The organism is Myxococcales bacterium, assembly GCA_016706225.1.
Lineage (GTDB): Bacteria > Myxococcota_A > Polyangia > Polyangiales > Polyangiaceae > JADJKB01.
In genome coordinates, this window is record JADJKB010000010.1 from 63,218 (window position 1) to 80,533 (window position 17,316).

Genomic DNA, 17,316 nt, shown 5'->3' on the forward strand with positions numbered 1-17,316 from the left:
CCGGGCCGACAAGGACGTTCACCGATGCACATCAAGAGGCTGGAGATCGCGGGTTTCAAGTCCTTCGTGGACCGGACCGTGATCCACTTCGACCACGACGTAATCGGCGTGGTGGGGCCCAACGGCTGCGGCAAGTCGAACATCGTGGACGCCATCCGCTGGTGCATGGGGGAACAGAGCGCCAAACACCTTCGCGGCCGGGCGATGGAGGACGTGATCTTCAACGGCTCCGAGTCCCGGGGTCCGCATGGCCTCGCGGAGGTGACCATCACCTTCGACAACAACGACCCCACCTACGCGGAGTCGCTGCCGCCGGAGTACCAGGCTTATCCCGAGATCGCGATCACCCGGCGCCTGTACCGGGACGGCACCAGCGAGTATCTGATCAACAAAACGCAGGTGCGTCTGCGCGACGTGACAGAGCTCTTTCTCGGCACCGGCGTCGGCACGAAGGCCTACTCCATCGTCGAGCAAGGACGGATCGGTCAGATCGTCAGCTCGCGCCCGGAAGACCGCCGCCTCTACATCGAAGAGGCGGCTGGCATCACCAAGTACAAACAGCGCCGCCGGCAGGCCGAGCGCAAGATGGAGCTGACGCGCCAGAACCTGCTGCGCATCAACGACATCGTCTCGGAGATCGACCGCACGCGCGCGTCCCTCAAGCGCCAGGTCGCCAAGGCCGAGCGCTACGTCCAGTATCGCGGCGAGCTCGAAGATCTCGTGCTGCACGACGCCTCGCACAAGCTGCTCGAGTACATCGTGACGGAGCACGTCGAGCGGGGCGCACACGCCGAGTCGTCGACGGGGCTGGAGCAGGCGCGAACCAGCCTCGGCCTGGCGGAATCCGAGCTCGAGGCCGCGCGGCACGAGGCCGTTGGGATCGAACAGCGGTCCGATCGGGCCAGCACCTCGGCCTTCGAGGCGGACAACGAGGTCACGGCTCTGGGCGCCGAAATCGAGCGTGCCCGGGACCGCATGGCCCACCTCGACGACCGGCAAAAGGCCGCGGAAACCGAGCAGGAAGAGATCACACGGCGGCTCTCGGAGCTCGGGGCAGAGCGCGAGTCCCTGGCCGATCGCCTGCGCGATCTCGCCCGAGACGAAGGCGAACGCGTCGCCGATGCCGAGCGCGAGGACGTCGCGCTGGCCGAGCTGAAGAGCGAAGAGGCGCGCGCGAACGAGACGCTGCAAGGCGTCCGCAACTCGTTGGCGGACATCAGCGCCAAGACGGCAGCCGACGAGGCGCGCGTCGAGGCTCACGGCCACAATATCACCGAGCTGGAAGCACGACGCGACCGCCTCGGCAGTGAACGGGACAGCATCACCGACGAGCTAGCCGAGCTCGACGCCAAGAAGCACGCGCTCGAGCGCAGCTTGGCAGAGTTGGCCGAGGGCAAACGCCTGACGGTTGCGGAGCGCGAGGCGCTCGAAGCCGAGATCATCGAGCTGCGCGCGCATCAGCTCGAGAGCGAGCGCGCGGTCGACGCGGCCAAGAACGAGCTCGGTCTGAAGAAGAGTCGGCTGAAGGCGCTGGACGAGGTCCATCGTCGTCTCGAAGGGGTCGGCGCGGGAGCGCGTGCACTCGTCAACGGCGCGCGGCCCGGCGTGCTCGGGCTGGTTGCCGATCGCATCGAGGCACCGGTGGAGCTGACCGCCGCATTCGCGGGACTCCTGGGCGAGCGACTCCAATATGTCGTGGTCGACGAGTTGCCCCGCGGCCTAGACCTGCTCGCCGAGCTCGCAAAGGACTCCCGCGGCCGCGCGAACATCATCGCCGCTCGGCCGCCCTACGTGGCGGGCGCGGCCCGCAGCGCCGCGGCGCACGAGCCGGGGGTGCTGGGTTACCTCTCGGACCGCCTGGCCTACGCGCCCGTGGACGAGGCGCTGGTGTGTGCCCTGGTCGGGGACGCTCTGCTGGTCGAAACGGCAGAACAAGCCGTGGCGCTAGCCGAGCGTTTTGTCGGGACGACGGCGGTCGCCCTCGATGGAACGGTGGCACGACCCGACGGCGTCGTGAGTGGTGGCTCCGGCGACGACGTTGCCGCCGCAATGGTCGAGCAGAAGCGCGAGCTCCGAGTCCTGGCCGAAGAGGTCGAGCGACTGACCGAGCACTACGGCCGTGTGCACGACGAGCACACGGCGCTGCGGGCACGCCTGTCCGAGGTTGGAACGAGCCTCGACCGCGCCCGGCAGGAGGCCCACGCGGGTGAGCTGGCACACGTGACGGCGGAGAAGGACGTCGCTCGCACGACGGATGAAATGGCGCGGGCCAACGCACGCCAGGCGACCATCGGCCTCGAAGCAACGGAGCTAGAGACCAAGCTGACGGACGCGCGCAGCGCGGAGACCGACACCCGCGCCGGGCTCGAGGCAGCGCGAGTGGCGCTGGAGCACCTGCGGCACGAGCTGGCGAAGGCCGAAGCGTCGGCGACCTCATGGAACGAGCGCGTCTCGGCGCAGGCCAACCTGGTCACGGAGCGCCGGGTACGGCTGGCGCAGGTCCGCGAGCAGGTCGAAGCCGCGAAGAGCTCCGAACTCCGAGTGCTGTCCGCCCTCACGGACTTCCAGACGCGCGCCCAACGCCTGGCTGACGACTTGATCGAGACGGCGCGCGCGCTCGGCGAGACCGCAGCCCAGATCGTGATCGCCCGGGAGGCCCGCGTTGGCGCCGCCGAGCGCGCACGCGAGGCCCACAAAGAGCTGGAGTCGGCCCGCGCGCTGCTGGAGCAGGTGCGTTTTGCGCTGGGCACTCGCGAGGCCGACCTGAAGACCCTGCGCGACCAGTCACAGGCCCAGGACGAAGCCGTGCGCCGCGCCGAGATGGCGCTGCAGCGCATCGAGCTCGAGCGGGAGCACTTGCTGGCCAACGTGCGGGACCGCTTCCGCGGGCTGGATCTGCGCCGGGTCGTCGGCGACTACCACGCGCGCCCGATGCCCGACGACGAACAACGCCGCCGCATCGAGGAGCTGACTCAGCTCATCGACCGCATGGGGCCGGTCAACCTGGACGCGGGCCGGGAGTGGCAGGACGCCGAGAAGCGCTTCCACGATCTGTCGACCCAGAAGATCGACATCGAGAAGGCCCTCGAAGATCTGGAGCGCGCGATCAAACACATGAACCGGGAGTCCCGTCGGCGTTTCAAGGAGACCTTCGACGCGGTCAACGACCTGTTCAAGAAGACGTTCACACGCATGTTCCGCGGCGGTCGCGCCGAGCTGGCGCTCACCAACCCCGACGACATGCTGGACACCGGCGTCGACATCATCGCGCAGCCGCCCGGCAAGAAGCTCGGCAACATCGAGCTGATGAGCGGCGGAGAGAAGGCGCTGACGGCGGTCTCCTTGATCTTCGCCATTTTCCAGTACCGGCCCTCGCCGTTCTGTGTGCTCGACGAGGTCGACGCCCCGCTCGACGAGGCGAACGTCACGCGTTACAACGAGGCCATTCAGTCGATGACGGCGAACTCGCAGTTCATCCTGATCACCCACGTCCGCAAGACCATGCAGAGTGTGGACGTGCTCTACGGCGTCACCATGGGTGAGCCCGGTGTGTCGCGTATCGTGAGCGTGAAGGTGAACGATCAGGCCACGGTGCGCAGCGAACACCGCGCTGGCGCGCTCTCCGACATGCCGCCCGCCGCCGCCATCGACGACTCGGCTCGCGTGGCCTGAAGCGCTCCAGCAGAAATCAGTGAAAATCCCGGGATTGTTTGCGGAGCTTCGCTTCGGGGCGATCCAGGCGCTCGAGGTCCTCGACGATCACGTGGAGGATGGGCACCTCTGCGTTGGTGGCCTCGCGGTCGCGCTCGATTTTTCCGTGGGCAAGGAGCAGCGTCGCGTGCCTCGCGATCAGCCGTAGGCGCTCGTAGACGGCCTGCCACAGGATCAGGTTCACGAACCCCGTCTCGTCCTCGAGGGTGATGAACACGACTCCGCTCGCCGTGCCCGGCTGCTGGCGCGTCAAGACCAGCCCGGCGACACTGACCCGACTGCCTTGTTCGGCCCGAGGCAACTCTGCGGCGGTGAGCACTTTCCTCGCGCTGAGACGCTTCCGCAGATGGCGCAAGGGATGGTCGGCGACCGACAGCCCCTTGCGCCCGTAGTCGAGCAACAGCTGCTCCGCCGCTCGCAGCGGTGGCAGCGCGACCCGCGGCTCGGCAACGTCGAGCCGTGCGAACAGTCCCCCTACCCGCGGCGCGCGCGCCTGCCACACGGCGTTGCGTCGACCGGGCACCAGGGGTTCGAGGGCGCCAGCCTCCGCCAGCCGTTCGATCTCGTCTTTTCGCAGACGCGCCCGGTGCATCAAATCGTCCAGGCTGCGAAAGGCCTGGCTCTGGCGCGCCAGCTCGATGCGCGCCGCGCTGTCCTTCGCCAAACCCTTGATCAGGCGGAATCCCAGCCGCACGGCGCGAGCCGCGCCGGGCAACCGACTCACGACTTTGCTCGCGGGGCCCGCCGGCTCGAGGGTGCAGTCGTAGTTGCTGTCTACGATGCTGACGTCCCGCACCTCGACGCCGTGGCGCTGTGCATCCTGAAACAGCGTGCTCGCGGAGTAGAACCCCATGGGCTGTGAGTTCACCAGCGCACAGGCAAAATGCGCTGGATAATACGCCTTTTGCCAGGCCGACGTGTACACGAGCAGCCCAAAGGACGCCGCATGGGACTCGGGGAACCCGTACTCCCCGAAGCCCTTGATCTGCTCGAACAGCCGCTCCCCGAACTCGGGGCTGATGCCTCTCTCGGTGAAACCCTCGAGCAGGCGCTCGCGGTGACGCATCAGCTTTCCGTTCTTCTTCCAGGCCGCCATGTCCCGCCGCAACTGGTCGGCCTCACCCCCGCTGTAGCCGGCGCCGACGATGGCGATCTGCATCACCTGCTCCTGGAACAAAGGCACCCCCAGCGTGCGCTCGAGGATCGGCCACAGGCTCGGATGGGGCGACGAGGTCTTTTCCTCGCCGTTTCGCCGCCGCAGATACGGATGCACCATTCCGCCTTGAATCGGGCCGGGGCGCACGATCGCGACCTCGACCACCAGATCGTAGAAGCGGCGCGGCTTGAGCCGCGGCAGCATCGCCATCTGCGCCCGACTCTCGATCTGGAACACCCCCACGGTGTCGGCGCGACAGCACATGTCGTAGACGCGCGGGTCTTCCGGCGGGACCCGCGCCACCACGTCCAGCGGATCGAAGGCCTCTTCTGCTTCACCGACGCCGAGTCCCCCGCCCTGGTGGATCAGCGCCAGGCACTTGCGAATGGCCGTCAACATGCCGAGCCCGAGCACGTCGATCTTGAAGAACCCCAGGGTCTCGATGTCGTCTTTGTCCCACGGCATCACCGTGCGCTCGGGCATGCGCGCGGGTTCGATGGGCGCCACCTCGTGGAGCGGGCGCGCCGAGAGCACAAAACCCCCGACGTGGATCGACAAATGCCGGGGAAATCCCTCGATGGCCCGGGCCAGCATCACACTCTGGCGCAGGCGGTCGTCCGCCGGGTCGAAGCCCATCTCGACCAGCCGTGCGTCGCTCACCTCGGCCGAGTCCCAGTGGGTGATGGTGCCCGACAGCCGATCGATCTGCTCGAGGGACAGGCCGAAGGTCTTCCCCACCTCTCGCAGCGCACTCTTGCCGCGATAACAGATCACCTCACTCACCATGGTCGCGCGGTCACGCCCGTGACGCGCGTAGATCTCCTGGATGACCTCCTCGCGCCGCTCGTGCTCGAAGTCGATGTCGATGTCCGGCGGCTCACTGCGCTCGGCGCTCATGAAGCGCTCGAACAACAGGTTGGAGCGCGCCGGATCCACCGCCGTGATCCCGAGCACGTAGCAGACCGCGCTGTTGGCGGCGCTGCCTCGCCCCTGACACAAGATGCGCCGAGCCCGCGCCATCTCGACGACCTCCCAGGTCGACAAGAAGTAGGGAGCCACCCCCAGCTTCTCGATCAGCGAAAGTTCCTTCTCGATCTGTCTCGCGACCCCGTCCGGCACCCCGCTCGGATAACGCCGTCTCCCGCCTTCGCGGGCGAGGCGCGCGAGCTTGTCGTCGGCGCTCTCGCCGGGCTCGAGGCTGCAGGGGAAGTGGTAGCGCAGCTCCGACAGCGAAAAGCGACAAGCACTCGCGATCTTGGTGCTATGTTTTACCCAGGTTGGGCGCTCGCGAAAGAGTCGCTGTATCTCCAGCTCCGAGCGCAGAAAGGCCTGGCGATTGGCCGAGAGCGCGCGCCCCGCGCGATCGAGGGTGGTGCCCGCACGGATGCAGCTGAGCACGTCCGCTATCGGCTTTTGGGAGCGCTGATGGAACAACGGGCGAGCGCTCGCGACCACCCGAATGCCAAAACGCTCCGACCAGCGCTCGACCGCCTCGAGCCGCGGCGTGTCGAAGACATCGAGGTGACGGTGCGCCGCAAGGAAACTCCGCTCTCGGAACACGTCCGAGAGCACCTCGAAGAGCTCGTCCGGCGGGGCGTCCGGCCCGGCCGGATCTCGCGGCGTCGGCACGACGGCAATCAGCCCGCTGTGGTAGCGCGCGAGCTCTTCGAGGCAGAGCGCCCCCTCTCCCTTCGGATGCTCGGCGTGGGAGAGTGTCAGCAGACGACACAAGTTCGAGTACCCCGTGTGGTCCGCTGCGAGCAGCGCCACGCTCGGTGCGTCCGAGAGCGCTGCGAGCCGTGCCTCACTCGGCGAGGTCGCCGAGCGCGAGGGGATCGGTGGCTCGAGCACGAGCTCCGCGCCAACGATCACCGTTTGCCCACTCTCCTTGGCCTGGGCATGCGCCCGCACCGAGCCGTAGAGGCCCATCCGATCGGTCAGCGCGATGGCTTGCAGATCGAGCTCGCGCGCGCGCACGACCATCTGCTCGGGATGGGAGGCCCCGATCAAGAACGAGAAGTTCGAGCGCGCGAGCAGCTCGGCAAACATGGGACTGAACAGACTATCAGTCTAGTTCGTGCAGCAAAGCCCCGAATTTTCTGCCAATCACTTCGCGAGGATGGCCTGCATCTTGGCCTTGGCGTCGGCCTCGCTCGAAGCCTCGAGCAGCGTGTGAGCCGCGCCGTCCACATCCGGCAACCCGCTGATGCACCAGCCGGCGATGTCCGGCTGAGGCACGAGCTTGCCGTACGGATCGATGCCCGCGACGAAATACTCACCGACCTTGTCGGGGCCTTGAGGGGGTGCGTAGTAGGCGTGGCCACCGTGGCTCACGCGGGTCAACGGGCCGCCCTTGCCGACCGCGATCACATCGAAGGTGACGTGAGCGCCACCGGCACCGGAACACTCCTCGTCGATGCGCTGCACTCGCACGACCGCGATGGCACACGACGCGGCGACGATGCTCTCGGTGCCTGCGTCGAGGGTGCCTCCTTCTTGGCACACCCCGCCCGCATCGACGGCACCCCCTGCGCCACCCGTAGCAGTACCGGCGCTGCCCCCGGAGCCGGATGCGCCACCGCTGCCGGAGGCGCCGCCGCCGGATGCGCCACCGCCGGCAGACGTGCCGCCACCCGACGTGCCCCCTGCAGTGCTGCCACCGGCCCCCGCGCCACCCGCAGCAGTACCCGCCGCGCCGCCTGCTCCGCCAGTACCCGACGCAGGCTCCTTTGCGGTCTCGCCCGAACAAGCAGCGACCAGCAGCAAACAACCTAGCGCCGACATCCGTTGCGTGTTCACGGGGCGGAGTGTACCGCCAACAATTCATCGAGCCACCCGGCGCCCGGGGCAGACGCCGGGCTCGCACGGCGGTATGGCGTTGGACATGTCGGATTGGCTGGTCTTTTTCCTCGCCGTGGCGCTTTCCGGCTGCGTCGGCAGCGTGCCCCGCCCCGAACCCCTGGCCCAGGAGCCCCTGACGCCGGAGGACGTGCGGGCAACTCCTCCAATGCGCAAGCGCGCCACGCGACCGAAGGCTTTGCCCGCGTGTATGCCAAAGGCGCTGGCCCAGCACGGCCGGGTCACGCTGCTGCGTCAACCGTCGCCAAAGACCGTGGCGTTCTGCATGCGCCCAGAAGATGCCGGCAACGACACCCAAGACACGCCCGATAGTTGTTTCGAGTGGAACCTCGACACGACCGCATTCCGGGTGCTCAAGCCCGAGGGCCCTGCCGCCGCAGTCATGGACGACGTTGGCTCGCCGCCGCAGCTGAAGATCAGCGCGGAGGCAGTCAGTGTGTGCGACGCCGCGGGAAAATGCGCGCCCGTCGTGTCCGCAAAGTTCCTGCCCAAGCCGGAGCAGTACCGGCGCGAGGCCGACGATCGGCTGCTGGCTCGCGCCTCCGACGATGGCGCGCTGGTGGCGCTCATCCACCAGCGCGACGACCGTGACGGCGAGCTGAACGGACAGATCGAAGTCTGGAACCTGAAAACGAAGCGCAAGGTTCGGCGCTTCAAGATCACCTCGCAGCGTCACGGGGACCAGATCTCCAGCTTGCGTTTCCTGGGCTCGGTGCTCTTGGTGGAGCAGTGCGACGCTGGGCCGGCGTGCACGGGGCGTCTGTTCGACGCGACCAGCGGCAAGGCGCTGCTGGAGATCCCGGTGAACTTTTATGGCTCCGAACGGCATGGGCTCGAGGCGGGCAAATGGCTGTTTGTCGATGGTTGGCTCGAAGGGGTGGCCGTGGTGGACGTGGCCGCTGGGCGCGTGGTCAGCGAGCTGAAGAGCGGACTCAGCGGGCCGCCGGAGGACGCCGGCCGAGTCCTGCGCACGGCGACGGGGGAGCTGCTGTTCACGTTTTCCGGTGCCGGCGAGGGCGCCGAGCATGCGAACGGCGGCACGCTGGTACGGCTCGACGTGACTCAGGGTCGCGTTGCTGCCCGCCTCGACCCGCCCCGCTGTCCCGAGTGACGACGCCCCGGAAGTTGCCCACTGCGCGAGGGCTGGGTAGGACCGAGCCATGGAGCTCGACCGCTCTCTCTTGCTCACACTTCCACTCTTGATGTTCGGCTGCGGGCAAGAGGCCCCCACGCCGGTGAACAAGACGGCAAGAGAGCCCACACCAAAAGCGGCGCTTGCGCCGGAGGCGAAGACCCAGCGGGCAGTCGCGGAGGCAAGACCCGTTGCTCCGAAAAAATCCGCGCGCCGCCCCGGGCCTCTCAACGTGATCCTGCTGACCGTGGACGCACTGCGCGCGGACATGCCGTGGGCAGGCTACAAGCGCGACATCGCGCCGAACCTGACCCGGTTTGCGAAGGAGAACGTCGTGTTCGACGCACACCGCGCGCTGAGCAGCTTCACCGCGCAGAGCGTGCCCGCCCTGCTGTCGGGGCGTTACGCCTCCACGCTCTACCGAACTGGGTATTTCTTCGCGGGCTACTCGGACTCGAACGAGATGTTCCCGGAGGCGCTGACCGCGAAGGGGATCCGCACCATCGGCGTGCAGTCCCACCTGTATTTCAACCGGGGAAAAGGCCTCAATCAAGGTTTCGACGTCTGGGAGATGGTGCCGGGGATCACCTTCAATGAGCGCAGCGACGACCACGTCACGAGCCCCAAGACCAACGAGCTCTTGATCAAACAGCTGTCCGAGCCAGCCAACGTGAGAGGTCAGTTCTTCGCCTGGACGCACTACACCGATCCACACCATCAGTGGATCAAACACGAAGAGTCGCCGGACTTCGGCAACACCGATCGTGATCGTTACGACAACGAGGTCCACTACACCGACCAGCACATCGGAAAGTTCCTCGACTGGGCGGCGAAACAAGCCTGGTGGGACAAGACAGCGGTGATCATCAGCGCGGACCATGGCGAAGCTTTTGGCGAACACGGCATGATGCAGCACGCTCACGAGCTGTACGAAGAGCTGGTTCGGGTGCCGCTGCTCGTGCGAGTGCCCGGCGTCGAGCCGCGTCGAATCACGACACCCCACACCCACCTCGACCTCGGGCCGACCATCATGGAGCTGATGGGCCAGGAGGCCTTGCCGAGCTTCATGGGCGAGAGCTTGGTGGCCGAGCTCGAAGGCAACCCCGGCCGGGCGAAGCCCATCACGCTGGAGCTGAGCGCCGACAACGTTCAGCCGTCACGCCGGGCCGTGGTCAGCGGCGACTGGAAGCTGATCCGATTCGGCGAGAAGAGCGGGCCGGAGAAGCTGTTCAACCTGCAGGAAGATCCGGGTGAAAAGCAGGATCGCGCCAAGGCCGACCCGGAGAAGCGCGGCGAGCTCAGCGCCCTGCTCGACAGCGAGTTCAACAAGCTGCCGCGGGTACGACCTTACGGCGGAATGAAGCTCAAGGGCGGCGGCACGGCGGATGGGCCGCTCAGGCCCGAGCTCGCGTCCCGCTGACGTCGGCCCAATGCGCGCTATGCTGACGCCTACGCATGCCTGCTTGGCTCCGCTCGTTTCCCTTCGTTGCGCTCGGGCTCGCGGCCAACTGTAGCGTCGCCGAGCTCAGCCTCGAGGGCAAAAGCTGCCCCTGCGCCGCTGGCTGGACCTGCGATCCGGCGACTGATCGCTGTGTGATCGGCAAGCCGTCGGTTGGAGGGGCCGCGGGCGACTCTGGTCTCGGCGGCAGCGGAAGCACGGGCGGAGTCGCCGGCGGCGGCGGCGTCCCGACCGGAGGAGCCGGCGGCGGCACGAAGCTCTGCGAAGTCGCAGTGGAGGATACCCTCCTGACCCTCACGTGCCCGTCGGGCACGTTCATCGACAGCATCGACTTTGCAAGCTACGCGGACGCTCCGGGGACGTGTGCCTCACCGGTGAACGGTTCCTGCTTCTCCGGCGTGTCGAAGTCGGTGGTGGAGTGTCATTGCCTGGGCCATGCGTCGTGCAGCATCGACGCCGACAATGCCCACTTCGGCGATCCGTGTTTCCAGATCGAAAAGTCTTTGCTGGTCCAGGCGACCTGCCGCGACATCACCGATGCGAGCGCCGGCGGCAGCGGAGGCACGTGTGGGATCTCGACCGGGGGCACCGGCGGTGTCGTGATCGGCGGTGGTGCCGGCGGCACGACCTCTGGCGGCGGTGCCGGCGGGACGACCTCCGGTGGTGCCGGCGGGACGACCTCCGGTGGCTCTGGCGGGACGACCTCCGGCGGTGGCTCTGGCGGGACGACCTCCGGCGGTGGCTCTGGCGGGACGACCTCCGGCGGCGGCTCTGGCGGCACGACCTCCGGCGGTGGAACCAGCGGCACCGCAGGCGCTGATTGCGGCGGAATCTTCTGCACCGGCAACACCTTGTGCTGCGCCGCCAGCACTTTTTCCTGCACTTCCCCGGCGTCAGCCTGCGCGGGCGCGCGGGTGGAGTGCGATGGCCCCGAGGACTGCTCCGTGGGTCAGGTCTGTTGCGCGACCCTGAGCGAGTCCGTAATTACCAGCCTGGCCTGTTCGCCCTCCAACAAATGCACGCCTGATCGCATCGTCTGCGGTGCCGACTCTTCGAGCTGCACTGGCGGGCTCACGTGCCAGACCAGCAGCGTGCCACCGTACAAGATCTGCGCGCCCTAGGCTCGACCCGAGCAGTCTTCGACATCAATCTGCCGCCGCCTGCAAATACCGTTTCCCACTCTCGCGATCGACGTACACCAACACCTCGAGCCCACCCTCGATACCTGCGAGCCAGAGCCTGAGGTAATCGCGCGTGATGGGCACGCCGGTCCACCACTCGACCGACTCGAGCCGCTCGACGAACCCGATACGCTCGATGGTGTACAGGCGATGCTCGAGCCGCAGCGTCACGCCGAGCCGCAGCGCAACCTCGAGCGCGATGGGCTCGGGCAAGAGCCGCGTCGGGGCATCGAGACGCGACGCCGTGATCGGTCGCAACCTGCGCACGGGTAGCGGCTCCCGTTTCGCCTTCTTCACACGCCCGAGTCTCGGCTCCTCGAGCGCAGCGACAAGCTCACTCTGAAGCTCGGGCCGGTGAGAATCGTGGAGCCGGAGCACGCCCACGCGCTCTCTGCCGATGTCGGCCACCAACTCCGCCAGCACCACGGGCAGCGACTCGAGGCCTTTTTGCCCGGTAACTCCCGCTGAAACCCGGGACAGCTCCAGCTGGTGCCCCAGCGCGCGGATGAGCGCGGGTACCTCCAGCCGCAGCCCCAGGCTCGGCGCATCGAGCCGAGTCCGCTCCAGACGCGCGACGATCACACGCCGGATCTCCTCCTTTCGCCACAGCGGCGAAGCCAGCTCGAACACCAGCTCTTTCTCGTTGGCACTGCCTCGATGCCGAGCGATCGCACGATCGTGCTCGACGATCAGCACGAGCTTTTGTGCGGCCTCTCCCCGACCAGCCAGGCGTGCCGAGACGCGTTGTGCGAGTCCACTGAGCACGAAGAGCAGCGGCTCGATCCCCGAGACCGGCTCGTCCCACTCGCTCTTTTCCGAGAGCAAGCTCGGGGGTTGATAACGGACGAGCGGCGCATCGTCCTTGCCCTCCGCCAAATCGAGCGCACGATCGGCGTGTTCTCCCAGACGGGCAGCTGCAGCCGCTCTCGGGAGTTTCGCAAGCTCCCCCAAGCTGAGCACCCCAAGACGCGCGAGCCAGGCCACTTGCTCGGGAGCGATGGGCAGCGCCGTGATGGGCAACAGCGCCATTGCCTCCGAGGTGCGTTCTTTGGGGATCACCACCACACCCTCGCCCCCCTGCCCGCGCCCACTGCCCCAACGCGCGAGGGCCTGCGCTAACCGCGGTCCGCCGGCGACGGCCACCCGCACCAGGTGTCCGAGCGCCCGGATCCGACTCGCTAGCTCCGTCGCGAGGGCCTCCTCCCCACCAAAGAGGTGCGCCGCCCCGCTCACGTCGACCCAGACGGTGTCCGGCGACTCGAAGGACACCGTGGCGCCAAAACCGAGCGCAGCCTCCGCCATTCGGCCCAGTGCAGCCTGCAAATCCGTATGTTTCAGCTCTTCGACCTGCAGTCGCCCGAGGAGCACACAGGCCTCCGCGATGCTCTGTCCCGGGCGCACGCCAAAGCGGCGAGCCTCGCGGCTCACGGCATCGAGCAAGGCCGTGGCTTTGATCGGAGTCTCGCTCGTTGCCCCCGACGTCTGCTCCACCAGCACCACGGCAAACGCTGGCAGCTCGAGCCGAGCTTCGTTTGTAGCCTTCACCCCTCGCGCAACACTCAACGACTCCGCAGCCAGCTCGGTCAAGAGCTCGGGGAGCACCACCGCGGCGATGCGGCGCTCGGTGTCCCTCGTGTCAGGCATCGTTCGCGGCTCGCACGCGCGGTCCCGCTTCGGGCTCTCCCTTCACCAAAGGCCGGGGCCCCGCACGTCCCCAGGCCAAGGTGTGCGGCGACGAAATACGTCCCAGTTTGTCCTTCGCCACGCGCACCTGGAGCTCGTGTTCGCTGGGTCGTGAGAGCTCGATGCGCTGGGCAACCGGCAGCGGCAACGGGCGAGCAGCGCCAGCGTCCGTGATCAGAACCACACTCGACGTCGTGCCTTCCACTGCCATCGAGAGACGACGCACGATGCGCGGCCAGGTCCCGAGCGGAACGTCCAGAGGACGTCCGGGTGCTCCCATCGTGTCGATGATGACGAGGGCGAACGCTCGTGACTCCACGATGCGCAGGCTGACGCGGCTGAGCGCTTCGCGTGGGGGGCGGACCACGAGCAGCCGATCGAGCTGGACACCGGCCTCGACGACACCCGGAGCAAAGAGCGAGCACGACGGATCCACGAAGGCACACCACGCCGTATCCCCTCCCCGCTCACGCCCCTCGGCCTGAGCGGCGCGACAGGCCGAGAGTGCGATGCGCGTCGCCCCCGCCAGAGCGCCGCTCACCGAGAGCTCCACCACGGCCCCCCGCCCGAGCCCCCGGTCCGGCAAACAAGCGTCCAGCTCTTCGATGCCCAGGGCCAAACCGAGGGTCGGCGTCTCGGCAAAGCCCAAATACCCCCGCGGACGAGCGCCGCGGGCAGCCGATCGAGAACGTGTTGCGGGAGGGCCATCGCCGGTGTACTGAACATACTCCCAGCTATCGGAAGCGCAACTCTCCCTGGACAGGAAATGTCCGCCCTTCTCGTGGGCTGCCCAGGGACTATCCTCTCGGCCAGCGTGATGTCCCGACAGCTCCTGCTCGCCCTGTTTGCCTCGACCGCTTTTGGTTGTGGTGCTCAGCCCCTCGAACCGATGACGCCACCTGCGGGCGGTGGACCCACACCCACTCAGGCGGGCACCGACGCCGCCAACAAAGGCGGCGTCTGGTCCGAGTGTTACGCCACGTTCTCACCGAGCGGCGCGCCGAAGGAAGATCTCGCGAGGCTGACCCGTTCGTGCGGCGCGACCGGGGGCATGCAAGCCGTGACCGCCGTGCAAACCGCGGAGCAGAGTGAGAAAGATCCGGCCGATCGCTACACCTTCTACGTCCCGAACTCGGGGGCGTGTTACCGCGTCTACGCCGTCGGCGACCGCAACGTCAGCGATCTCGACGTGCTGCTACGCGGACCTGACGGCGCGGATGTGACGGGCGACGTCAGCCATGACGCCTTCCCCGTCACTCCGCCGAGCGGCCCCATCTGCTTCGACGTGCCGGGCCTCTACATGCTCGAAGTCAGTGTGTTCCGCGGCTCCGGACGCTACGCGCTGCAAGTCTGGGGCAACGCCTCGGGGCTGGGGAAGCTGGCACCCAAACCCTGAGACCTGGCGGTCGACCGCCAGAGTGTTATGTCTGACCTGTGATGCCGGCCGAATCCGCTGCCCAAAAGCTCGATCGTTTGCGGTCGAGAGTGCGCGAGCTCGGTTCGGTCTTGGTCTGTTATTCCGGCGGCTTGGATAGCGCGCTGGTGTTGGCGGTGGCGAGCGCGGAGCTGGGTGACCGCGCCATCGGCATGACCGCGGTGAGCGCGAGCCTGCCCGAGGGTGAGCGCCTCGACGCCGAGCGGATCGCCAAGAAGCTCGGCGCGCTGCACCGCTTCGTTGCATCGAACGAGATCGTACGACCCGGTTACGTCGAGAACGCGCCCGATCGTTGTTTCCACTGCAAGACCGAGCTGTATGAAATAGCGGAGTCGAAGCGCCGCGAGTGGGGACTCGACCACGTCGTCAACGGGACCAACCTGGACGACCTCGGCGACTATCGACCTGGGCTCGAGGCGGCGAAGAACGCCACGGTCAAGAGCCCACTGGTCGAGGTCGGTCTTCACAAGTCCGAGGTGCGAGAGGCGGCGCGACTGTTTGGCATGGACGTATGGGACAAGCCGGCCTCCGCCTGTTTGTCGAGCCGCATCCCGTACGGCACGAGCGTGACGGTAGAACGCCTGGCGCAGATCGGCGGACTGGAGGCCGCGCTCAAGGAGCTCGGGTTTCGCCAGCTGAGGGTGCGCTGGCACGACAAGATTGCGCGCATCGAGATCGACCTCGGCGAGCTCGAACGCCTGTTCGCGAGCGGGGTCCGCGAGGAAGTCGTACGCCTCGGCAAGAGCCACGGCTTCAGCTACGTGACCGTGGACCTCGGGGGATACCGTCAGGGCTCTCACAACGAGGTTCTGGTCGGACGCTCGCTGAAGCTGGTCTGAACGCTCAGAAATCCGTGCGCTCCTCTGGCTAGAAGGGCCGGACCCCGTGGTATCGTCGGCCCGTGTCGTGCCGAGTCGGTGGTTGTATTGGAGCCCTGCTGCTCGCGGCCCTCACAACTGCGCCCAACGCCCGGGCGGAAGGCTCGGAGACGGATGTCGCCGCGCAGTTCTTCGAGGCCGGCGTGGCGGCGGCGAAGAAGGGCGAGTTCCGAGTCTGCGCGGAAGCCTTCACCGAGGCACACAAGCGCGCGCCACACGGTGCGACGCTCTACAACGCCGCCCTGTGCTGGGAGGGCGCCAAGAATCGTGCGCGGGCGGCCAACGACTTCGCGCGAGCGCTGAAGCTGGCCAACCTGTCGGAGGCCCAGGCCAAACAAGCCCGGAGCAAGCTGTCGGAGCTCGCCGCCACGCTGGGCAAGCTCGAGCTCGCCGAGCCGAAGGGCGTGCGCGCAACGGTCGGACCCATCGAGCAGAAGCCGATCCCCTTCGAGACCTTCGTCGAGCCGGGGGAACAAGAGGTGAAGCTCGAAGGTCCGGAGGGTGAGATCATCACTCGCACCGTCAGCGTCGAGGCGGGACAACACAAGCTGATCAAGTTGGAGGGGGTCACTGTCCAACCCGACCAGGAGCCCAAAGAGAAGCCGAAGGGGGCACCCCTGGCCGATGACTCGAGCGGCTCACTGCAGCGCACCGCCGGCTGGATCTTGATCGGCGTGTCCGCAGCCGCCGTCGGCGCCGGCGTCGGTTATTACGTCAGCGCCCTCGGTTCGCGAGACAAGTTCGAGGACTCCAAGCGCACCAACGCCACGGCGCGCTCGGACGCCATCGATCGCTACAGCATCGCACGCGCCCTCTGGATCGGAGCGGGCGTCGGCGCGGCAGCCGGGGTCACGCTGGTGCTGATCGCGCCGAAAAAAGGCGCGCCCGATGCCTCCGCCAAGCTACGCCTGCACCTCGCCCCGTCGCACGCCAGCGCCAGCTGGGCGTTCTAGGCTCGTCGAGTTCGGCAGTCTTCGACGCTCAGATCGCGATCGTCATGAGCGGCGATGACCCACGACGCATGATCCCGGGGCTCGACCTCCGGCCGAGCGCTCACTGCTTCTTTGGCGCGACCTCGGGCGGGGCCTCGATCTCCGTGGGACCTTGGGTCTTGCCCTTCTTGGCAGTCTTCTCCGCCTTCTTTGCACTCGCGTTCGCGAGTTTGATCAGCTTGCCCAGCAGCTTCTTCGCGTCGGCGGGTTTGCCTTCGACCGACACGATCACGACCACGTCTGACGCTTCGTCGAAATGAACGGCGGCGCCCTCTTTCTCACGCATGTCCTTCAGCTCCGCGGGTGGAACCATGCCCCCACTGCCGGCGGGGGTCGGCTTCGCCGCGGGCCGGACGAGCTCGATGAAACCCTTCAGCTTCCCTTTTTCGATCTCGAAGCGGAACTGCTCGTACACGCCCATGGTGCCGCCGCCAACCGCGGCGTCTTGTCTAAACCAGCCGAGCTTCTTGGCCTCAGCCTGGACCGCGACGCCACTGACGTCACTCAAAGAGCTGCCGCCGATCGCGGCTGCGCTCTTTGGTTTTTCGACCGGCTTCGCCTCGGCTGCCTCGGCTCCGCTGCCGTTCGCAGCCTCGGCGGTCTCTTCGGCAGGGACCTCGCCCTTCGGCGCCGGCGGCACGTCGGAGATGCCCTCGCGCGGATCGGCGTCCGGCGGTTGAGCGGGAGGCGCGCTGCCGCCACACGCGGTAACCATCACGAAATACAGCCCAAGAAACGCAGTTCGAGTCCACATGCCCGGTTTTTATACACACCTTCTGGGCGGCCGGCGACGGACCTCGAACAGCCTTTGACTTGAAGGTCGATCGGCC

General features: G+C 67.4%; 12 protein-coding genes. 7 read left to right on the plus strand and 5 right to left on the minus strand.

The window, feature by feature from the left end:
* Positions 1-24: 24 nt before the first annotated feature.
* Complete coding sequence (smc, locus tag IPI67_18210; GenBank protein ID MBK7582126.1) at positions 25-3,672, plus strand: chromosome segregation protein SMC; 3,648 nt, start codon at positions 25-27, stop codon at positions 3,670-3,672.
* 16 nt (positions 3,673-3,688) lie between these two features.
* Here smc and IPI67_18215 read toward each other — a convergent pair whose 3' ends face one another.
* Together IPI67_18215 and IPI67_18220 are read right to left on the minus strand one after the other, a co-directional pair.
* The gene (locus tag IPI67_18215; GenBank protein ID MBK7582127.1) at positions 3,689-6,916 is read right to left on the minus strand and encodes an error-prone DNA polymerase; all 3,228 of its coding nucleotides are present in this window, start codon (positions 6,914-6,916) and stop codon (positions 3,689-3,691) included.
* A gap of 57 nt (positions 6,917-6,973) precedes the next feature.
* Complete coding sequence (locus IPI67_18220) at positions 6,974-7,666, minus strand: hypothetical protein (protein ID MBK7582128.1); 693 nt, start codon at positions 7,664-7,666, stop codon at positions 6,974-6,976.
* Positions 7,667-7,751: 85 nt separating this feature from the next.
* Between IPI67_18220 and IPI67_18225 the strand changes: the two genes are divergently transcribed.
* The 3 genes from IPI67_18225 to IPI67_18235 are packed head-to-tail and all read left to right on the plus strand — an operon-like array spanning position 7,752 to position 11,438.
* On the plus strand, positions 7,752-8,837 hold the full coding sequence (locus IPI67_18225) for a hypothetical protein (GenBank protein MBK7582129.1): 1,086 nt from the start codon (positions 7,752-7,754) through the stop codon (positions 8,835-8,837).
* Positions 8,838-8,886: 49 nt separating this feature from the next.
* Positions 8,887-10,278, plus strand: coding sequence for a sulfatase (locus IPI67_18230; GenBank protein ID MBK7582130.1), 1,392 nt, complete (start codon positions 8,887-8,889; stop codon positions 10,276-10,278).
* Positions 10,279-10,313: 35 nt separating this feature from the next.
* Positions 10,314-11,438 (plus strand): hypothetical protein, encoded by a 1,125-nt coding sequence (locus IPI67_18235; GenBank protein ID MBK7582131.1) that lies wholly within the window; start codon positions 10,314-10,316, stop codon positions 11,436-11,438.
* 24 nt (positions 11,439-11,462) lie between these two features.
* Here the strand turns inward: IPI67_18235 and IPI67_18240 are convergent, their stop codons facing one another.
* Both IPI67_18240 and IPI67_18245 read right to left on the minus strand, forming a co-directional pair.
* Complete coding sequence (locus IPI67_18240) at positions 11,463-13,142, minus strand: DNA polymerase Y family protein (protein MBK7582132.1); 1,680 nt, start codon at positions 13,140-13,142, stop codon at positions 11,463-11,465.
* On the minus strand, positions 13,135-13,830 hold the full coding sequence (locus tag IPI67_18245) for a recombinase A (protein MBK7582133.1): 696 nt from the start codon (positions 13,828-13,830) through the stop codon (positions 13,135-13,137). Before IPI67_18245 ends, IPI67_18240 begins: the two co-directional genes overlap by 8 nt.
* 117 nt (positions 13,831-13,947) lie before the next feature.
* Here IPI67_18245 and IPI67_18250 point away from each other — a divergent pair, with 117 nt between their 5' ends.
* The 3 genes from IPI67_18250 (at position 13,948) to IPI67_18260 (ending at position 16,447) form a co-directional block, all read left to right on the plus strand.
* Positions 13,948-14,577, plus strand: a complete 630-nt coding sequence (locus IPI67_18250; GenBank protein MBK7582134.1) for a hypothetical protein — start codon at positions 13,948-13,950, stop codon at positions 14,575-14,577.
* A gap of 41 nt (positions 14,578-14,618) precedes the next feature.
* Positions 14,619-15,455 carry an ATP-dependent sacrificial sulfur transferase LarE gene (gene larE / locus IPI67_18255; GenBank protein MBK7582135.1) on the plus strand — a complete coding sequence of 279 codons (837 nt, stop codon included), beginning with the start codon at positions 14,619-14,621 and terminating at the stop codon, positions 15,453-15,455.
* 62 nt (positions 15,456-15,517) lie between these two features.
* Positions 15,518-16,447 carry a hypothetical protein gene (locus IPI67_18260; GenBank protein MBK7582136.1) on the plus strand — a complete coding sequence of 310 codons (930 nt, stop codon included), beginning with the start codon at positions 15,518-15,520 and terminating at the stop codon, positions 16,445-16,447.
* A 100-nt stretch (positions 16,448-16,547) separates the two neighbouring features.
* On the opposite strand, the gene IPI67_18265 is transcribed toward IPI67_18260, so the two are convergent.
* The gene (locus tag IPI67_18265) at positions 16,548-17,240 is read right to left on the minus strand and encodes a hypothetical protein (GenBank protein ID MBK7582137.1); all 693 of its coding nucleotides are present in this window, start codon (positions 17,238-17,240) and stop codon (positions 16,548-16,550) included.
* Positions 17,241-17,316: the final 76 nt, after the last annotated feature.

Excerpts from the sequence above, each read along its gene's own strand:
- smc (MBK7582126.1), top strand. The coding sequence starts at position 25 with ATGCACATCAAGAGGCTGGAGATCGCGGGTTTCAAGTCCTTCGTGGAC.
- larE (MBK7582135.1), top strand. The coding sequence starts at position 14,619 with ATGCCGGCCGAATCCGCTGCCCAAAAGCTCGATCGTTTGCGGTCGAGA.
- IPI67_18265 (MBK7582137.1), bottom strand. The coding sequence starts at position 17,240 with ATGTGGACTCGAACTGCGTTTCTTGGGCTGTATTTCGTGATGGTTACC.
- IPI67_18225 (MBK7582129.1), top strand. The coding sequence starts at position 7,752 with ATGTCGGATTGGCTGGTCTTTTTCCTCGCCGTGGCGCTTTCCGGCTGC.
- IPI67_18250 (MBK7582134.1), top strand. The coding sequence starts at position 13,948 with ATGTCCGCCCTTCTCGTGGGCTGCCCAGGGACTATCCTCTCGGCCAGC.
- IPI67_18230 (MBK7582130.1), top strand. The coding sequence starts at position 8,887 with ATGGAGCTCGACCGCTCTCTCTTGCTCACACTTCCACTCTTGATGTTC.
- IPI67_18240 (MBK7582132.1), bottom strand. The coding sequence starts at position 13,142 with ATGCCTGACACGAGGGACACCGAGCGCCGCATCGCCGCGGTGGTGCTC.
- IPI67_18235 (MBK7582131.1), top strand. The coding sequence starts at position 10,314 with ATGCCTGCTTGGCTCCGCTCGTTTCCCTTCGTTGCGCTCGGGCTCGCG.
- IPI67_18215 (MBK7582127.1), bottom strand. The coding sequence starts at position 6,916 with ATGTTTGCCGAGCTGCTCGCGCGCTCGAACTTCTCGTTCTTGATCGGG.